The following is a 16777-nucleotide window of genomic DNA, read 5'->3' as shown; positions in this document are numbered from 1 at the left end:
ATGACCGGCACCAATCGCCAGTTCCGCCTCAAGGCCCGCCCGGCCGGCCCCTTCGAAGACTCCGACTTCGAGCTCGTCCGGACACCCGTTCCCGTGCCCCGCGACGGCGAGTTCCTGGTCAAGGTCACACACCTGTCGATCGACCCTGCCATGCGCGGCTGGATGAAAGCAGAGCACGTCACTCCGGTGGACGTCGGAGCGGTCATGCGGGCGATCACGATCGGACAGGTCGTGGACTCCCGCCACCCCGGCTTCGCGGAGGGCGACTTCGTCCACGGCACGTTCGGCGTCCAGGAGTTCGCGCTGTCGGACGGAACCGGGGTCTACCAGGTCCACCCCGGGGAGGGCCGGTCGCTCGCGGCGTATCTCGGCGTCCTGGGCATGACCGGCATGACCGCCTACTTCGGGCTCCTCGACGTCGGCCGGCTCGCCGCGGGCGACGTGGTGCTCGTATCGGGAGCAGCCGGGGCCGTGGGAAGCGTCGCCGGTCAGATCGCGAGGATCAAGGGCGCGCACGTGATCGGGATCGCGGGCGGCCCCGAGAAGACGCGCATGCTCGTCGACCGGCTCGGGTTCAACGCCGCCATCGACTACAAGCGGGACGACTTTCCCGACCAGCTGCGCGACCGCACCCCCCGATACGTCGACGTGTTCTTCGACAACGTCGGCGGAGACATCCTCGACCAGGCACTCACCCGCCTCGCCCGCGGCGCGCGAGTCGTCATCAGCGGGGCGATCTCCCAGTACGACAACGCCGATCCGGTCGTGGGACCGAGCAACTACCTGGCCCTGCTGTACCGGAGCGCCTCCATGGCAGGCGTCGCCGCCCCTGCGTTCGCCGACCGGTATCCCGAGGCCATGGCGCAGATGTCGCACTGGCTCTCCGACGGTCGGCTGACGAGCGTCGAGGACACGGTGCACGGCGACATCGAGACGTTCCCGGCCACGCTCAGGCGCCTGTTCACCAGCAAGAACACCGGCAAGCTCGTCCTCGAACTCGCCTCCCTCACCTGTTCAGGTGAGGGAAAACAACGGACCAATGACTAGGACTTGAGGTCATGACAACCACCCAGCGCATCCACACCCCCTTCGGCGAAGAGTCGACGGCCGCCGAGGTCATCGAAGGCGTCGACCTCACCGGCAAGCACGCAGTCGTCACCGGCGCCGCCTCGGGACTGGGCGCCGAGACCGCACGCGCCTTCGCCAGTGCCGGCGCCTCGGTCACCCTCGCGGTCCGCAACACGGACGCCGGCGAGCGCACCGCGACCGACATCCGCAAGGCCACCGGAAACGACGCCGTCCATGTCGGCCGGCTCGACCTCGCCGACCAGACGTCGATCGCCGCCTTCACGAACGCCTGGACCGGGCCGCTGCACATCCTCGTCAACAACGCCGGCGTGATGGCACTGCCCACGCTCGAGCGCACACCTGACGGCTGGGAACTGCAGTTCGCGTCCAACCATCTCGGCCACTTCGCGCTCGCGCTCGGCCTGCACGACGCGCTCGCGGCCGCCGGCAACGCGCGGATCGTGTCGCTGAGCTCCCGCGGCCACCACGCCTCGCCCGTGGAGTTCGACGACATCAATTTCGACAACCGCGCCTACGACCCGTGGCTCGCCTACGGGCAGTCCAAGACCGCCAACGTTCTCTTCGCCGTCGAGGCGAGCAACCGCTGGGCCACCGACGGGATCACCGCCAACGCCGTCCACCCCGGCGTGATCATGTCGACGAACCTGTCGCGCTACATGGATCCCGACCAGGCCGCACAGCTGCGCGCGCTCGAGGCGGCGGGGGAACTGGGCTCGATCCAGGGCGCGCCGTTCCGGTTCAAGACGATCGCCCAGGGTGCCGCGACGAGCGTGCTGGTCGCGACCTCGCCCCAGCTGGAGGGCATCGGCGGTCGCTACTTCGAGGACAACAACGAGGCGGAGAAGCTGACGCCCGAGGCCGTGGGATCCGCCCCCGGCGGCGTGTCCCCGTACGCGCTCGCCCCGGACGCCGCCGAGCGCCTGTGGGAACTGTCGCTCGCCGCGATCCGCGCGTGAGCACGGTCACCGGACTCTGATCCGACAGTCGCAGCCGCCGTGCTCATCCGCCCGGTGCGAAGAGCGCGACGGCTGCGGACCGGGGGCACGGACTCCGGAGCCCGGCCGGAAAGGCCGCGTCGGCTGCGCGACGGAGGCGGGAATGTCCCTGTCCATGCCGAGAGTCGGACGTCTCGGGAAGGAAAGTCGCATGGGTGTTCTACTCGATCTTGTTCTCGACGCCCACGGCGGCCTGCAGCGATGGCAGGACGCACGGACCATCCACGCCGAGGGCTCCATCGGTGGGCTCCTGTGGAGCCTTCGGGGTCAGGAGGGGATCCTCGCCAGGACGGACGCGACCATCGACGTACAGCAGCAGCGTCTGGTGTTCGACGGCTTCACCGGCCCCGCGCTGCGGGGTCTGTTCACACCCGATCGCGTGGCGGTCGAACGGCAGGACGGTGAGGTCGTCGCCGAGCGGCGCGCGCCGCGCGATGCCTTCGCCGGCCATGGTCCGGACACTCCCTGGGACCGGCTGCACGCGTTGTACTTCGCGGGCTACGCCCTGTGGAACTACCTCACCGCCCCCTACCTGCTGACACGTCCCGGTGTCGTGGTGGAAGAGCTGGAACCCTGGCGGGAGGCCGGCGAGCAGCGGCGACGGCTGCGAGTCAAGTTCCCGCAGTCCCTGGCCACGCACTCCACGCAGCAGGTCTTCCACTACGACACGGCCGGCCTGCTGCGCCGCCATGACTACGCGCCCGACGTACTCGGCGGAACACCGGCCGCGCACTTCTCGGACCGCCATGTGCAGGCGTCGGGACTGGTCTTCCCGACCCACAGGTTCGTCGTGCCCGTCGAGAAGGACGGACACGTCGCGTCTGGACCGGTCCTCATCGCCATCGACCTGACCCAGATCTCCGTCAGCTGACGGCAGGCCACCGGTATCGGGACGTCCGGGCGGCCGTGCAGCCGCCTCACCCTGCTGAGCCGGGTCGCTCGCTCGTGGTCACTGCTTCCTCGCCGCGCAACGTGTTGGCCAGCTGTACACGGGATTGGACATCGAGTTTGGCGAACACGGAGCGTAGGTGGGTGCCGACGGTGTTGACGGACACCCCCAGTTCGGCGGCTGCGGAGCGGTTGGAGTGCCCGTCGGCGATCAGCAGTGCCACCCGCCGCTCGGCCTCCGTCAGGGCGGTCCATCCGGTGTCCGGGCGGGCGCGGGCAACCGCCCACTTCGCCCGCCGGGCGCCTGCCTGGCGCATGACGCGCTCGACGTCCGCCTGGTAGACGCGGGCGTCCATGCGGTGGTAGTCGTCCCAGGCCCGATCGAGCTGCACCAGTGCCGCCGCCTTTTGCCCGTCGGCCAGCAGAGCCCGGCCGTAGCTGTCGGCGCCGACGCCGGACAGGACGGGGCGCGGGCTGCGCGCGAGGATCTGGGCACTGCGCGCGATCATCGGCAGGTCGCCCTTGCTGCGTCCGCGCAAGCTCAGCGCCACGCCCTCGAAGCTGGCCACCCCGGGGTTGCGCTCGGCGGCCAGTTCGGCGGCCTGGACGACGGCGTCGGTGAAGGAAGCGTCGTGCCCGGCGACGCCGATCTCGAAGAACAGGCCCATCCAGCACGGCCACAGCGGCCAGTAGCTGCTCGTGCCCTCGGCAACCGGCCGCAGCAGGTGCAGAGCCAGGCCGAAGTCGCCCTGGCTGGCCGCGACCCACCCGGCGAGCACGGTCAGGCCCGGGCGACGCACATCTGCGTCGGTGTCGATGAGCTGCTCGGCGGAATCCCGCAGGACCACGGCGTCCTGCGTCTGGCCACGCAGCAGTGCCACGCAGGCCTGCGCGATCAACGCGTCCAGCGCATAGACGTGGTTGTCCAGCTGCCGGCCGAGCTCCAGCAGAGTGTGCGCGTCCGTGACGGTCTCGTCCAAGCGGCCGAGGTTGAAGTCCTGCCACAGTCGGGCACAGTGCAGAGCGGGCACGATCGCACTGGTCGTGGCGCCGCGCTCCGCCCACACCTCGTCGAGCAGGATCTGCGCGTGCTGGTAGCGGTCGAGGAACTGCAGGGTAGTGATCTCCTGGGCCAGCTGGTGCGGGCCGGCGAGCAGGCGCAGCTCCCGGAAGGAGTGGAGGGCGTCGCGGTGTCGCCCTTCGTTGCGGGCGGCCTCGCCGCAGGCGTGCAGGGCCAGGGCGAGCGCGTCAGGATCTCCGCAGGTCCGGGCGAGATCAAGGGCGCGGGCGGCCCCGGCCGCGGCGTCGTGGCCGCCGAGCAGCCGGGTGTTGGCCAGGGCCCGCGCGGACGTCAGTCGCGCCGCGACCGCCTGGTCGAGCCGGCCGGCGCTGAGCAGGGGCTCGATGCGGGACAGCAGCCGGCCGAGCTGACCGCTGAGCCACAGTGCCCAGGCAGCCTCGCCTTCGACGGCGCCGACCAGGTCGCCGTCCTCCACCCGGGCCAGGATCTGATCCGCCACGGCAAGGGCCTCTCCGGCCCGCTGCGTGCGGCACAGCACGGTCAGGCACCGGCGGCCGACTTCCAGCCATTGGATCTGGTCCGGGCGCACGGTGCGGAAGGCGAGCGCGGCCAGATCGCCGGCATCCTCCGGGCTGGGCGTGACCAGTTGCTCGGCCGCGGTGATCAGGATCAGAGCGCTGGGAACGTCACCGGCGGTGGCTGCGGCGCGGGCGTGTGGCGCGGCGGCCAGCGCGTGCCCTTCGTCCAGGTGCAGCTGGGCGAAGCGGCGGTGCAGGGCCCGGACCGTCGGGGCCGGCAGGTCGGCGCACAGCGCCTCGCGCACCAGGTCGTGGCGCGGTGTCAGTGCCCCGTCGTGCAGTTCGATGAGTCCGGAGTCGAAGGCTTGGGTCAGCGCGCCGTCGGGCTCCAGCCCGCGCGCACCGGGCAGCAGCCGGAGCGCCTCGGGCACCGGCAGATCCCGGCCGGCGACCGCGACCAGAGCCACCAGGTCACGCGCGGCCTCCGGCAGTTCCCTCATCCGTTGGGCAATGGCCGCGCTGAACTGTGCCGGAGCCGTGTCGCCTTCACCGCGCACCGCCGCGCGGGCCAGCCCGTCCAGGAGTTCGAGCGCCAGCAGCGGGTTCCCGGCGGACGCCTCCAGGAACCGGCGGGTGCGCTCGTCGGGGACGTGGCCGAGCCGGTCCTGGGCCACCGCCGCCAGGTCGGTGGCGGTCAGGGGGGCGAGCGTGATGTCCTCGACGTGCCCGTGGTCCGGACCGAGCAGTTCTCCGGCGTTCTCCCGCCCGGCCAACAGCCAGACCACGGGCAGTCCGAGCAGGCGCGGAACCAACATGCGGATCAGGAAACGGCTGACCCGGTCGGCCCACTGCAGGTCGTCGATCGCGAAGAGGACCGGTCCGTCCGCCGCGGCAGCCTCCAGATCGGCGGCGATGCGCTCGGCCAGCAGCAGCGGCTCGTGCGCCGCCTTCAGGATCTGCCGGTACTGCTCGATGGTCACCAGCGGCCCGCGCCCGGCCCGCAGCGCGGCGATGACGGGCGCGCCCGGGCTGACCTGTTCGATCGGGTCGCACTGGCCGACGACGGGCCGCACGCCGATCCTCCCGGCCTGCCGGCACACCTCCGCAAGCAGCGCCGACTTGCCGATGCCGGCCGGCCCGTTCACCAGGATCACCCCGCCGGAGCCGTGCTTCTGCGCGCTGCGTACCAGGGACAAGGCGCGCACCATCGGTTCGCTACGACCGCGCAACGGCCCATGCCGCACTCGCACCACTCCTCGGGTCAGGAAGGATCCCTCGACGGACGAGGCTACGAGCGGCGCGAGGGCCGACTGGCGTGTCCAGCCCACTGCCGTAGAGGCTGCCACACCCCAAGAGGCACCTCGTGTGGTCCACTCAACGCGAGCCTACTCGCCTGCTCGCCCGCACAGTGAGTTGGCGATTTGCGGCGGCCTCGCTCCTGCCTGAGCCGACCCCGGCCAGTGGGCCCGGTGGCGATCATGCCGACGGGACGCGACCCAGCCTCCTCACAGCGACGCCGCACACATGTCCCGGTCAGGCCGTGGTGGGCAACGCCACGGCCAGCAGCGTCTCGGCCGCTCGGCGGGCGTCCGTGAAGGCCTCCGCGTCGTCCGTGGAGGCCGCGAGCGCGTTGGCGCCCTCGTAGAGCACGGCCAGTTGCCGGCCCAGGGGCTCCGGGTCGGCTGCTCCCGCCTCGGCGGCGGTGGCCACCAGGCGCTCACGGAAGGCCTGCTTGTGCTGCTGCGCGAGGTGGGCGATCTCGGGCAGTTCGCCGGCACCCTCGACGACGGCGTTGTGGAACGGACAGCCGCGGATGACCGTGGCCGGGCCCCCGTCGATCGGAGCGAAGATCGCCAGCAGCCGCTGGACCGGCGTCAGGTCGCCGCGCTCCAGTTCCGTTTCGGCGAGGAGCGGCGTCTCCTTCTCGAACCGGCGCAGGTACTCCTCCACCAGTGCGTTCTTGGTCGGGAAGTGCACGTAGAAGGTCCGCGGCGACACATGTGCGGCCTCGATCAGTGCCGCCACGCCGGTGGCGTGGATACCGCGAGCGTAGAAGAGCTCGCCTGCCGCCCGCAGGATGCGCTCCCGCGCGCCGCGTCCGCCACCGCGGACGGTCCCAGTGGTCGTAGTCCCAGTCTCCATGCACCCAAGTATAACGACCGCTTTACATCCGTCGAGGGAGGGGGTAGCTTCACCGACGTCGAAGTAAAGCGATCGGTATACATCGACCGCCGGAGATCGATGGCGCTCGGCCGCCGACCAGCGGTTTCTGTGCGCCGGAGTATCCATCCAGGCCCCAGCGGCCGCCGCCGGCTGAACGACAGGGAGACGTCATGTCCACCAGCACCGACTCCGGCCTCGGTTACGACGTGTTCGTCGCGGACCCACTGCCCATGGCCGGTCCCGGACCGCTGCCCGACGGAGAGCCCCGCGCCTTCCAGCCCATCGCGGTCACCCTGATCCACGGCACGCAGGACGCCGTGCTCGTCGACCCGCCGCTCACCCTCGAGCAGGCACAAGCGGTCGGTGACTGGGTCGAGGCGAGCGGTAAGAGGCTGACGCACATCGTCGTCACCCATGGGCACGGTGACCACCGGTTCACCGCCGGGGTGCTCGCCGAACGCTTCGGCGCCCAGGTGGTCGCCGCCGCGGGCGCCATCGCGCAGATGCACAACAACCTGTACGCCAGGGAGGTCCTGTGGCCGGGCCAGACCCCTCCGTCACCCGTCACGGCCGTCGCGGCGCCCGGCAACCGCCTCAGCCTTGAAGGTCACGACGTCGACCTCGTGGAGGTGGGGCACGCGGACAGCGACGACAGCGCGGTGGTGCAGGTGCCGGACCTCGACCTCGTGGTGGCCGGCGATGTCATCCACAACGGCGTCCACGTCCACCTCGCCGAGTCCGCGGACGGCGACTTCGGCGCCTGACGCAAGGCCATCGACACCTCGCCGCGCCGGCCGCGCACGACACCCCGGAGGCGTTCTTCCAGGCGCTGCTCGACCGCTGCCCGGACCATGGCGGCCCGACCGTTCTGCGGGTCAGCTCCCGCGCCCTCTACCTCGCGCGCGAAGGCGGCGACCCGGTGCAGAACCTCGGCGCCGCCTGGCGGCAGTAAACCGGTCGGCCTGCCGGCAGGCCGCCCCCCTTCCTCTCCGGAACGCAACTCCCCACGAATGGACGGCATCCCATGAGCGACCTGCTGAATCTCGTTCTCGAGGGCCACGGCGGCCTCCCCCGCTGGCAAGAGGCTCGGACCATCCGAGCCAAGGGCACCCTGGGCGGGCTGCTGTGGCCCATGCGCGGCCAGGAAGGGATCTTCGCCAAGGCCGACATGACCGTCGACGTACAGCGACAGCATCTGGTCTACGAGGGTTTCACCGGCCCGGAGCTGCGTGGGGTGTTCACCCCCGACCGCGTCACGATCGAGAAGCGGGACGGCGAGGTCGTCGCCGAACGCACCGCCCCCCGCGAGTCCTTCGCCGGCCACGGCCCGGACACCCCCTGGGACGAACTGCACGCGCTCTACTTCGCGGGCTACGCGATGTGGAACTACCTCACGGCCCCCTACCTCCTCACCCGCCCGGGCGTCGTACTGGAGGAAGCGGAGCCCTGGCAGGAGGACGGTACGACCTGGCGGCGGCTCCACGTGACCTTCTCCGAGGACATCGCCACCCACAACACCGAACAGGTCTTCTACTACGACACCGGCGGGCTCCTGCGACGCCAGGACTACGCACCCGACGTCCTAGGCCGCCCCCATGCCGCGCACTTCGCCGAACAGCACATCACCGCGTCGGGACTGGTCTTCCCCACCCACCGGTACATCGTGCCCGCCCAGGAAGACGGACGCGCTCTCAAGGAGCCGGTCCTGATCTCCATCGACCTCACCGAGATCTCCGTCGACTGACAACGGCGGCGGGGGACCCTTCCGTCACGCAGCGCACCCGGCAAGGAAGTCGTCCAGAACTTCAGCGAGTTGCTCGGCAAGAGCCGACCCGGTCAAGCCGGTGGGGCCCTCAGGTGGTGAGCCTGGAGGCCCCACTCGTCGTCAGGGCTGTGTGCAGTGGGCGGCCGCCCGTTCCGCTTCCTGCTCAACGGGACGCCGCTCTTCGCGCGCGGCGCCAGCTGGATCCCCGCGAGCATTCTGCCCGGTTCCGTCACCGCCGGCACGCTGCGTCATCTCGTCGACCGGGCCCGCAACGGCAACATGACGATGCTGCGGGTGTGGGGCGGCGGCATGTACGAACAGGACGACTTCTACTCGGCCTGCGACGAGAACGGCGTCCTCGTCTGGCAGGACTTCATGTTCGCCTGCCTGGACTACCCCAGCGACGACCCCGTCCTGTACGCCGAGGTCGTACGCGAGGCCGACCACCAGATCAAGCGGCTGCGCAACCGCGCCTGCCTCGCCGTGTGGGCCGGGAACAACGAGGTCCACGCCATCCACGGCGCAGCGCACGGCGGGGACCTGGGCCCCGGCAACTGGGGCTGGTCGTTCTTCCATGACGTCCTGCCGGGCGCCGTGGCACGCCTCAGCCCCGAGGTGCCCTACTGGCCGGGCTGTCCGTGGGCCGACAGTGACCCCGCCGGTGTCAACGGTGTGGCCGACGGGGACCGGCACGCCTGGGAGGTCTGGCACGGACTCGATCTCGGCGCCGGTGACCGGACCGACTTCGCGAGCCGCGGAGAGGCGGTCCACTTCCGCCGTTACGCCCACGACCACGGCAAATTCATCAGCGAGTTCGGCATTCACGCCGCCCCCGAACTCAGCACGCTCGAACGCTGGACACCGCCCGGCTCCCTCGCCCTGCACAGCCCCGGTACGTCGACTACTCCATGGCCTGTCAGGCGGAGGGCCTGAAGTTCGGCATCGAGCACTACCGCCGCTGCCAGCCGCACTGCTCGGGAACACTCCTGTGGCAGCTCAACGACCCCTGGCCGGGGCTGTCCTCACCAGCTTCCGCACCACCGAGGACCAGACCCTCGAACTGTGGGTCACCAACAGCGGCAACCGAAGCATCGACCTTCACCTCCACGTGGAGGTGGCCGCGTTCACCGGCGAGAAGATCGTCGACACGCTGCTGACCGTGGCCGCGCCGGCCTACGGTTCCCGCCGCGTGTGGTCGTCACCGGCGGCCGAGCACCAGCCGGGGCCCAACCGCTACGCCTGGGTGTCCGACCTGCTGGGCAACACCGACGCCAACCGCGTCTTCTTCACCCCGCTCAAAGACCTTCGCCTGCCCGGGTCCCGCCTGGCGACCCGGGTCACCGCCCTGCACGGCGGGACCGCGGACATCACCCTCACCTCGCACGGTTACAGCTACCTCGCCCGCCTGCTCGCACCCGCTCCCGGAGTCACCTTCAGCCGCAACTACCTCGACCTGCGCGACGGCGACCAGGCCCGCATCACGGTCGGGAACCTGCCGCCGGACTTCGACCCCGAGCGGCTCCTGGCCGCTGTCTACCCCCACTGAACAGGAGCTCACCATGGGGCAGTTGACACACCTCTACCCATTTCCGGACGCGTCCGTACGCATCCAGGGGGCGCTCGAACTGGAGAAGACCGATCGCGGTCTCACACCGCGACGGCTACCGGCCTGGACCCGACCACAACTGCCGCCGGGACTCGACCTCGCCGCCCAAGCCACCGCCGGCGTACGACCGGCAGGGCGGGCTGACCCCGAGCGGCAATGGTCCGTCCGGCCGACCGGTTCCGCGGGATCCCTGGCGGGCCTGCGACGCCCACACGACCCATCGATCTCCAATGGTAACCATGTAGCAGATGGAGCTATGGACTCTTTTCGAGATGCGATATAGAGTCCCACTGTGACAGCAGAAGACCGATCAGTGAGCGATGCCCCTTACCGGCCGAACATTCTTGACGCGCTCTGCCCCAGCCGTGACGTGTTCGTGGACCTGGCAGACAAGTGGGTTCTGCTCATGCTGGTGAGTCTTCGCGAAGGCGGCGCCCAGCGTTACTCCGAACTGCATCGTTCCCTGGGCGGCATCAGCCGCAAGATGCTGTCCCAGACCCTGCGGACGATGGAGCGGGACGGCCTTGTCCTGCGCTCCGTCGACCCCAGATCGACTCCGCCCCTGGTGCTGTACAGCCTGACCGAACTCGGCGGCGAACTCGCCGAGGAGACAAGGACTCTGTGCACCTGGACCGAGAAGCGGACCTCCGTGGTACAGGAAGCCCGCGCGGCCTACGACCGACGCCAGGACGCCGGCCAGGACGCCTGAGACAGGCAAACGCCCCGCCGGACGCCGGGCTCGGAAACGGGCAAATGGACGCGTCCATGCGCTCGCCGCTCGGCGGGGACCGCCGGATCATCCGACGTCAGTGGCGCCCCTTGTCACTTCCGGTGCGCGGAGGACTCCATCGCGGGTCTCTGCCGCTGAGTGCCAGACTGCGCTCGAACAGGGGCGCATGGGTGTCGTGGGGTACTTCGTCGGTCAGGAGGCCGATGCCGCGCATGCGAGGAGCCTCACGCGCATAGGTGCCGAGTATGACCTTGGGCAAGGGCTCGGGCACGTCGAGATGTTGGCCGGTGGCTACCGCCAAGTCCCAGGCGTGGATGGCGAATTCCGCGATGAGGATCTCGCCGAGTGCTTCGGCGGGCATGGGCGGACCACCGAGGGCCGCCTCCCCCTCCCACGCCGTCGGCTCGGACCACGCCATGGCCGCCGGCTCCGCCAGACCGTTCACGATCAGGGCCCACTCCGACTCCGGCCGTCCGGCAAGAACGGGGACCGGATTCGCAGTCAGCAGGGCAGGGTCCCAAGCCGTACGGGCACCCACGTCTCGTGTCAGCACCAGCATCATGGCGATGTGATTGACGAGGGCTTTCACCCTCCACTCCGAATCGGGAGTCGGGTTCTCGTACTGGTCGACCGACGCGCCGCCGACAGCGGCCGCGACCAGGCCGATACTCTGCGCCAGTTGTTCCGCTCTGGCCGGTGACGCCATGAGACGCCTCTCCTTTCTTTGCCACGGGTGTAGACGGTCTAGTCGATGAAGACGCTCCAGGCGACCGCGTTGAGGTTGTCGTGCAGGAAGATGTCGGTTCCCGCCAGGCGGTCGTCCCAGGACGGCATCAGCTCCGCCGCGCGCGCGACGACGGCGTCCATCCAGACCTTCAGTTCGGCCTGGCGGTTGTTGTGCGGAACCCTGGCGGCGGCCGCGGCCTCCCTCAGGTCGACCGTGCGCAGGGCCTCGGCGGCGGAGGTGCGCAGGTCGCGGATGAACTCGCGGTTCGCCGCCACGTCCTCGCGGGTGCCGGGCAGGGCCATGTGGCCGGTCACGATGGTGTCGTAGTCGTACTCGAGCAACTCGTCCATCGCGTCGTAATAGGCAGGCACGTGTGCGGAGAAGTACAGCCGGAAGAACGGTGCGCTCTTCGGCGAGAAGCTGTCCACCGCTGTCATGAGCCGCTGCTCCGGGAGGTGGATGAACAGGTTGCCGGCCACGTGCCAGTCTCTCGTGTAGTCCAGGACGAACCGGACCCCGTCGATGTCCATCTCCTGATGCCGGCCGCCGAAGGTCTCGGTGGGCAGCGGGCGCCGGTCGTCCTTGGCCTCCTTGATCAGGTCGCCGGTGATCTCGTGCGCGATGATCTTCAGGCCGTCCCGGTTCAGCAGATGCGCGGCGCCGATGTGGTCGGCGTGCGCGTGACTGTAGATGAGGTGGGTGAGGGGCTTGGGGGTCACCGACTCGATGGCCTCCAGCAGTTTGTCCCCGAGGAACGGCGTGGCGTCCACGAGGACGACGCCCTTCTTCGTCACCAGGAACATCGTGTTGATCATCCCTTGCGTGACGACGTAGGCATCGCCGCCCAGGTCGGTCACGGCGTACCCGGTGGACTCCGGGATGTCCGGCCCGAGGGCGAAGTCGGGGATGAGCTTGAACGCGGTCATGGTGATCTCCTCTTTGCGATTCCGCGATTCCGCGATTCCGCGATTCCGCGATTCGGTGATTCGGTGATTCCACCCGGCGGACGCGCGCGGCGATGCGGTTGTGGACGACCCGGGAGGTCGAGCTCGGGGTGGCGGGCTCGTCGGTGACGGCGATCTTGTTGCCCGCGCTCCGCTGCCCGGCCGACGTCGGGGGACCTCTGGAGCTTTATGGTTTCTAATGTAGACCACGTTTCCAGTGGGGGTCTAGTACCCGATGGGCACTTGTGGTGATGTCGGGGGTCGCCGTGGCCGCCTCAGGGGCGGACGCCCTGGCGTCGAAGTCGGGGCTCGTCGGTCTGTCCTTGTCCCTGCCGGCCGCTGCCGACGCCGACGAACGGGCAGGGCGGTCGCCGGCGACACATATCCCTATGGTTTCGCGGGACGGCCGACGACGACATCACCCGAATATGTGACCGGCCGTCGAGGCGCGGCGTGGCCCGTCCGGTGGCTCTCCCCGTCGGGCTCTCCTGCGGGCGATGTGAGGCAGGCCGCGCGCAGGCTTGCGTCGCTGCCTCACCCGTTCATGTGATGTGAAGGAACTCCCTGTGATGGTGACCTTGGTTCAGCCTCGCGGGCGAGGGCCGGTCACGGCGTCCGTGAGCGAGTACGGAGGTCGGCCGTGGATGCTCGGCGTGCAACAGCACCATCGGCTCCCGGGCGCAGCCGGGCGGTCGGGCCCGGGGCAACGCACGTGATCGTGCTGCCCGGCGGCGGCTACACGGCACACGCCGCCCACGAAGCCGAGCCGGTTGCCGATTGGCTCACCGGGCTCGGGCTGTCAGCGAGCGTGTTCCGCTACCCGCTGCATGCACGGCATCCCGAGCCCCTCCTGGCGCTTCGCACGGAGATCCGGCGGCGACGCGATCAGGGTGGCGACCGCATCGGGGTCGTCGGCTTCTCGGCCGGCGGCCATCTCGCGGGACTGGCCGCTCTCGCACCGGGCCATGACCCACGCGAGTCCGTGCAGTTCGCCGTCCTCGGCTGCGCGATCACGTCGATGGAGATGGAGACGTACCGGTCGGCCCGGATGATCCTGCTGGGCGAGGACGCCTCACCCGAGCTGCGCCGAGCGACCACTCTCGATGCACTCGTGACCAGTGCATCGCCTCACTTCTTCCTCTGGTACACCGCCGACGACATCCACGTGTCACCGGAGCACACCTGTCTGCTCGCTTCGTCCCTGGCCTCGCACCAGGTCCCGCACACCATGCACGTCTTCGCCCGCGAGCCGCAGGGTCTCGGTCTCGCCCGGGACGCGGGCGACGCGACAGAGACATGGACGAGATACGCGAAGCCCTGGATCGCGCAGCAGGTAGCCACACGCGCCGCCGCACCCTGACGGTCGGAGTCTTCGCCATCCTGTTCTATGTGGGCGAGGACAGCATCCTCCTGATGGACCCCATCGAGCACTGCTACGACGGTGTCGTCGCGGCGATCGAGTCGGTGACGACGAAACCGATCTGGCCACCGTCCGTGCATGCTGGGCTCGCGCGGTCGGCGGCTGACAGAGCTCAGGCCGCGAGAGCCTCGGCTGTCGTACGGAAGGCGACAGCGTCGTGGCACTGGACGAGGCAGTGACGGCGGAGAAGGCCCAGAGGCGGCCGGCGTGCTCAAAGGCATACGTCCGGTGCTGTCCTGACGGCAGACGTCCGCCAGGAGAGGCGACATCATCCGGCCGTGGTAGTGCACCCGGTGCTCCCGTGCCACTGCCTCGCTCGCGGCCTCGGTCCACAGACCGCCCCGCCGACGCGGGGGTGTTCCGCAGCCCTTCGGCCTGGTCGCCCTGGCCTCGCGCTTTCATGAAGCATGGTGTCCGACGGGTGGTCAGACAGGGGCCTCGACAATCCTCACTCTTGCTGGTCAGAGGCACTTTTCGTCCGATGACCTTCCTGGTCGGGGGCGGCGGCCTCCTTGATGTCGTACGCCAGCTTCAGCGCCTTCTCCAGTTCTGGTCGCGTATTGACGCGCGTGCTGATCTCCTCGGAGGGGATCGGCTTGCAGACCGGGTCAAGCGCGTCGAGCTGACTTGCAACTCCTGGTGGGCGGTCGAGCAGCGCGCGCATCCGATCCGGATGATCGCGGCAGGCTCGGGTCAGCGGGCCGGCCGCCACATGGTGGTGACGATGTGGCCGGTGGCGATGGTGATCCGATCGCGGGCGGTGAAGCCGACGCTCTGGTAGCGGGCGATGTTCGCCGGGTTGGACGATTCGAGGTAGGCGGGGGCACCGAGCGCATCGATACGCGCGAGGCTCTCGGCGAGCAGGCCCATGCCCAGTCCCTTGCCCCGGTGGTCGTCGTGGACGCCGAGCAGGGTGAGGTAGAAGCAGGGCTCCTCGGGGTGGGCGGCTTCGAGCTGGCCGTAGATCGTCAGGATGGCCTTGGCCACCTCGGCCCCGGCGGCCCCGGTCAGCAGGCCTGGCAGGCCGTCTTCCTCCTGATCGGTGAGTTCGGTGCCGCCCGGCGGGATCCACACGGCCGCGGCCTCTGCGCCCGGCGTGACGAGTGTCCAGGGGTAACGCAGTGCGGAGGTGACGTACAGGCGCCACATGGCTGCCGCCTGAGCGGCGCGTTGCCGTTCGTCGGGGAAGGCCGGCCCCCACAGCGGGTCGTGGAAGAAGGCGGTGGTCAGGGCCTCGACGATGGCGTCGGTGTCGGCGGGGGTGGCCGTCCGGGCCGGGACGGGGCGGTAGGTGCTGGTCATCGGCGTACGATAACCGCAGTCACGCACCTGGCGCCCGACGGATTTCGTCGCTGTGGCGCCTCACTTCAGCTCGATTTCGACGAAGGCCAGCGGAGTGGTGCCGGCGTTGGCGACTTCGTGTTCGCCGCCGGCCGGGCGGGCGTAGGACTCGCCCGCCCTGAGCTGCGAGGGGGTGACCGTGCCGTCGGGGGTGATCACATCGGTGCGCCCGTCGGTGACGGGCACGACGACGTAGTCGTACTCGTGCACGTGGCGGCCGGTGCTTTGCCCGGGTTCGAAGTCCCAGCGGGTGACGCGGACCCGTTCGTCCTCGTGCTGCACGGTTGCACGGGCGGTCATGGCGGTCATGGTCGCTCTCCTCGCTGTCGTCGGGCAGGGCCCGCTCGCTGCGGGCAGGCGGCCGGCGTCCCCAGGTGGCAGGCTAGTCGCCGGTTTCTGAGGTGCCGGGGTGGGGCGGGTGCGCGGCGGCGGCCGAGGCTTGCTGGGCGAGAAGGTCGGTGACCAGCGTGAGCGGGGGCCAGGCCAGGCGGCCGTGGCGTGCGACCGCGAAGGCGCGCAGTGTCACCTCGGGGCCGGTGAGCGGCACACCGGGGCCGTGGAACCCGGCGCACACCCGACGCGGCAGACGGGCCCTCGGCCTGCCCGTTGCTCTCCCAACAGGCCGAAACCGCATGCAAGTTGAACCAGTGAATCGTCACGAAAGATCGAGGCTAGTCCTCCAGGGACTTTGGACGCCGTTGTCAGCCGGCCGAGTGGTTATTCTCCCCAAGGAGATGAGGCGGCCGCCAACTCCATCCTTGTCACACCGTCAGTCTGACGCTCGCGCAGTAGCTCGCCGCCGATGGAGTAGCGAGGCGCTGCGGCGTCTGACCGAGCAGCACGTTCCACGATGGCGTCGACCAACGAACGCACCATGTCAAGACGGGGGTAGGCGGCGTGGATCTGATCCTGCCATGCAGCGGCCAGCTCCGCTTTGCGCCCAAAGTCCATCCCCACACCTTCGCGAGTGAGGTAACTCAGCAGTCCTCGGCGCTCAGCAATGCCGGCGGAGGTATGCAGAGCGATAGCCTCCCAGACGCGGTCGATGTCCGCTGCAGGAATGCCATGTGCCTGCAGCAGAGCTGCCGCCAGGTCGGCGCCCTCCACCTCGAAGCGGGCTTCGCCCTTCGCGAGGTTTCCGGTACCCAGATCGTGCAGGACGGTTGCGGCGAACAGCAGGTCACGATCGTATGCGGCATCTTCCAGACACCCCTCGCGCTCAGCCAGGAGCTGCGCGAAATAGAAACTCCGCACGCTGTGGTTGAAGACAGAAGTGGTTTCGGAGTCGCGCACTGCGGAGACGACGGCCTCGGCCAACGGGCCACTCGGAAGCTCAAGCGAGAAGTCCATATGCGCAGGCTAGGCGTCCCTAGTCCAATCACGGCAGGTGCATGCGTGCCACCAGCCACAACATTTGTGCCATTCATTCGACGGACTGGCCGGATCTGCTGCGCCGGTTTCTACCAAGGATCCCGGCGCGGACTTCAACGAGATTTCCTTCGACAACGCGACGAGCGAACTGGGCCTGCTCGATCGTCAGCGGGGGATCAACCAGCACTGTGTTCTGTTC

General features: G+C 69.6%; 18 protein-coding genes. 9 read left to right on the top strand and 9 right to left on the bottom strand.

Going from position 1 to position 16777, the window contains the following annotated elements; all coding sequences use genetic code 11:
* From ACWGKQ_RS28680 to ACWGKQ_RS28670, 3 genes are all read left to right on the top strand, one after another.
* Complete coding sequence (locus tag ACWGKQ_RS28680; RefSeq protein WP_453294865.1) at positions 1–1047, top strand: NADP-dependent oxidoreductase; 1047 nt, start codon at positions 1–3, stop codon at positions 1045–1047.
* Positions 1048–1058: 11 nt separating this feature from the next.
* Positions 1059–2045: an SDR family NAD(P)-dependent oxidoreductase gene (locus ACWGKQ_RS28675; protein ID WP_453294864.1), complete on the top strand. Its 987-nt coding sequence runs from the start codon at positions 1059–1061 to the stop codon at positions 2043–2045.
* A 190-nt stretch (positions 2046–2235) separates the two neighbouring features.
* Positions 2236–2955 carry a hypothetical protein gene (locus ACWGKQ_RS28670; RefSeq protein WP_453294863.1) on the top strand — a complete coding sequence of 240 codons (720 nt, stop codon included), beginning with the start codon at positions 2236–2238 and terminating at the stop codon, positions 2953–2955.
* 46 nt (positions 2956–3001) lie between these two features.
* Here the strand turns inward: ACWGKQ_RS28670 and ACWGKQ_RS28665 are convergent, their stop codons facing one another.
* Together ACWGKQ_RS28665 and ACWGKQ_RS28660 are read right to left on the bottom strand one after the other, a co-directional pair.
* Positions 3002–5755 carry an AAA family ATPase gene (locus ACWGKQ_RS28665; RefSeq protein ID WP_453294862.1) on the bottom strand — a complete coding sequence of 918 codons (2754 nt, stop codon included), beginning with the start codon at positions 5753–5755 and terminating at the stop codon, positions 3002–3004.
* A 289-nt stretch (positions 5756–6044) separates the two neighbouring features.
* A complete protein-coding gene (locus tag ACWGKQ_RS28660; protein WP_453294861.1) occupies positions 6045–6653 on the bottom strand; it encodes a TetR/AcrR family transcriptional regulator in 609 nt (202 codons plus the stop codon).
* A 191-nt stretch (positions 6654–6844) separates the two neighbouring features.
* Here ACWGKQ_RS28660 and ACWGKQ_RS28655 point away from each other — a divergent pair, with 191 nt between their 5' ends.
* The 5 genes from ACWGKQ_RS28655 to ACWGKQ_RS28635 all read left to right on the top strand — a co-directional run bounded on the left by ACWGKQ_RS28655 (position 6845) and on the right by ACWGKQ_RS28635 (position 10754).
* Entirely contained in the window at positions 6845–7438 is a 594-nt protein-coding gene (locus ACWGKQ_RS28655; RefSeq protein WP_453294860.1) for an MBL fold metallo-hydrolase, read from the top strand.
* 260 nt (positions 7439–7698) lie between these two features.
* Entirely contained in the window at positions 7699–8418 is a 720-nt protein-coding gene (locus ACWGKQ_RS28650) for a hypothetical protein (protein WP_453294859.1), read from the top strand.
* A 156-nt stretch (positions 8419–8574) separates the two neighbouring features.
* A complete protein-coding gene (locus ACWGKQ_RS28645; RefSeq protein ID WP_453294858.1) occupies positions 8575–9372 on the top strand; it encodes a hypothetical protein in 798 nt (265 codons plus the stop codon).
* A gap of 55 nt (positions 9373–9427) precedes the next feature.
* Positions 9428–9985 carry a hypothetical protein gene (locus tag ACWGKQ_RS28640; protein ID WP_453294857.1) on the top strand — a complete coding sequence of 186 codons (558 nt, stop codon included), beginning with the start codon at positions 9428–9430 and terminating at the stop codon, positions 9983–9985.
* Between the two features lie 373 nt (positions 9986–10358).
* Positions 10359–10754: a winged helix-turn-helix transcriptional regulator gene (locus tag ACWGKQ_RS28635; protein WP_453294856.1), complete on the top strand. Its 396-nt coding sequence runs from the start codon at positions 10359–10361 to the stop codon at positions 10752–10754.
* Between the two features lie 97 nt (positions 10755–10851).
* Here ACWGKQ_RS28635 and ACWGKQ_RS28630 read toward each other — a convergent pair whose 3' ends face one another.
* Together ACWGKQ_RS28630 and ACWGKQ_RS28625 are read right to left on the bottom strand one after the other, a co-directional pair.
* Positions 10852–11481, bottom strand: a complete 630-nt coding sequence (locus ACWGKQ_RS28630) for a TIGR03086 family metal-binding protein (protein WP_453294855.1) — start codon at positions 11479–11481, stop codon at positions 10852–10854.
* A gap of 38 nt (positions 11482–11519) precedes the next feature.
* Positions 11520–12428, bottom strand: coding sequence for an MBL fold metallo-hydrolase (locus ACWGKQ_RS28625; RefSeq protein ID WP_453294854.1), 909 nt, complete (start codon positions 12426–12428; stop codon positions 11520–11522).
* Between the two features lie 730 nt (positions 12429–13158).
* Here ACWGKQ_RS28625 and ACWGKQ_RS28620 point away from each other — a divergent pair.
* Complete coding sequence (locus ACWGKQ_RS28620; protein ID WP_453294853.1) at positions 13159–13806, top strand: alpha/beta hydrolase; 648 nt, start codon at positions 13159–13161, stop codon at positions 13804–13806.
* A 508-nt stretch (positions 13807–14314) separates the two neighbouring features.
* Here ACWGKQ_RS28620 and ACWGKQ_RS28615 read toward each other — a convergent pair.
* The 5 genes from ACWGKQ_RS28615 to ACWGKQ_RS28595 all read right to left on the bottom strand — a co-directional run bounded on the left by ACWGKQ_RS28615 (position 14315) and on the right by ACWGKQ_RS28595 (position 16557).
* On the bottom strand, positions 14315–14530 hold the full coding sequence (locus ACWGKQ_RS28615) for a hypothetical protein (RefSeq protein ID WP_453294852.1): 216 nt from the start codon (positions 14528–14530) through the stop codon (positions 14315–14317).
* A gap of 29 nt (positions 14531–14559) precedes the next feature.
* Positions 14560–15168, bottom strand: coding sequence for a GNAT family N-acetyltransferase (locus ACWGKQ_RS28610; RefSeq protein ID WP_453294851.1), 609 nt, complete (start codon positions 15166–15168; stop codon positions 14560–14562).
* A gap of 60 nt (positions 15169–15228) precedes the next feature.
* Positions 15229–15516 (bottom strand): cupin domain-containing protein, encoded by a 288-nt coding sequence (locus ACWGKQ_RS28605; protein WP_453294850.1) that lies wholly within the window; start codon positions 15514–15516, stop codon positions 15229–15231.
* Positions 15517–15589: 73 nt separating this feature from the next.
* Positions 15590–15754: a hypothetical protein gene (locus ACWGKQ_RS28600; RefSeq protein WP_453294849.1), complete on the bottom strand. Its 165-nt coding sequence runs from the start codon at positions 15752–15754 to the stop codon at positions 15590–15592.
* A 170-nt stretch (positions 15755–15924) separates the two neighbouring features.
* The gene (locus ACWGKQ_RS28595; protein ID WP_453294848.1) at positions 15925–16557 is read right to left on the bottom strand and encodes an HD domain-containing protein; all 633 of its coding nucleotides are present in this window, start codon (positions 16555–16557) and stop codon (positions 15925–15927) included.
* Between the last annotated feature and the right edge of the window lie 220 nt (positions 16558–16777).

It is taken from the genome of Streptomyces sp. NPDC054770 (assembly GCF_053611985.1).
Note: the sequence above shows the minus strand (reverse complement) of the source record. Positions and strands in the feature narration are given on the sequence as shown.